Source organism: Mesorhizobium sp. M7A.F.Ca.CA.001.10.2.1, assembly GCF_003998575.1.
Lineage (GTDB): Bacteria > Pseudomonadota > Alphaproteobacteria > Rhizobiales > Rhizobiaceae > Mesorhizobium.
This window is the reverse complement of record NZ_RZQY01001111.1, coordinates 1-1,033: the sequence shown is the minus strand read 5'-3', so window position 1 is coordinate 1,033 and position 1,033 is coordinate 1. Positions and strand designations below refer to the sequence as shown.

The following is a 1,033-nucleotide window of genomic DNA, read 5'->3' as shown; positions in this document are numbered from 1 at the left end:
CCCCTATGCTGAAAAGGGCGTTCCGACCCGCGCCGAGATCGCATCGCAGGCTGATGCCGCCGCCAATGCCATGGTCACTGCCGCGACGCCCGTCGATGAGAATGCCGGCTTCCTGCAGAATCTGATGTCGAGCGCCGAATCGCTGGTCAAGGTCAGGCCGATCGGCGCCGTCGAAGGCGCCGGCGCACCGGAAACCGTCGCGCGCATGGAGGCGGCGGTCAACCAGGGCGACTACGCGAAGGCACTCAGCGAGTATGAAACGCTGCCCGAGGCCGCCAAGGCCGCTGGCGCGGACTTTGTCGGCAAGCTGAAGGCACGCATCGAGGTCGAAACCCAGGTCGATGCGCTGATCTCGGGCGCGATGAAGGCATGAGGGCAACACAATGATCCGCCTGCTCGCCTTCCTCATCGTCGTTTTCGCGCTCGGGCTGGGCTTTGCCTGGCTGGCCGACCGGCCGGGCGACATGGTCGTCACTTTTAACGGCTATCAATACCAGGTCAGCCTGATGGTGGCGGCGGTGGCCGTCGTTGCCGTGGTCGCCGCGGTGATGATCCTGTGGTGGCTGCTCAAGTCGCTGTGGAACAGCCCCTACACCATCTCGCGCTATTTCCGTGTCCGCCGCCGCGATCGTGGCTATCAGGCGCTGTCGACCGGCATGATTGCCGCCGGCGCCGGTGATGGCGCGCTGGCCCGCAAGAAGACCAAGGAAGCCGCCAAGCTGATCCGTTCCGACCAGGAGCCGCTGATCCACCTGCTGGAAGCGCAGGCGTCGCTGCTCGAAGGCGATCATGAAGGCGCGCGACAGAAATTCGAGAGCATGCTCGACGATCCCGAAATGCGGCTGCTAGGCTTGCGCGGGCTTTATCTGGAAGCCGAACGGCTTGGCGACCGCAACGCCGCCAGGCATTATGCCGGCCGTGCCGCGGTGATGGCGCCGCAGCTGGCCTGGGCAGCGGAATCGACGCTGGAAGAGCTGACCGCGCGCGGCGACTGGGACGGCGCCCTGAAACTGGTCGACGCGCAGAAATCGAC

2 protein-coding genes are annotated in these 1,033 nt (G+C 65.6%); both read left to right on the top strand.

The genetic code is table 11. The features are described from left to right. Positions 1 to 373: COG4223 family protein (locus EN964_RS35490; protein ID WP_373565087.1), on the top strand; the 373-nt coding region annotated here is incomplete at its 5' end. A 10-nt stretch (positions 374 to 383) separates the two neighbouring features. Further along, the coding region (locus EN964_RS35485) for a heme biosynthesis HemY N-terminal domain-containing protein (protein ID WP_281059603.1) at positions 384 to 1,033 on the top strand (650 nt) is incomplete at its 3' end.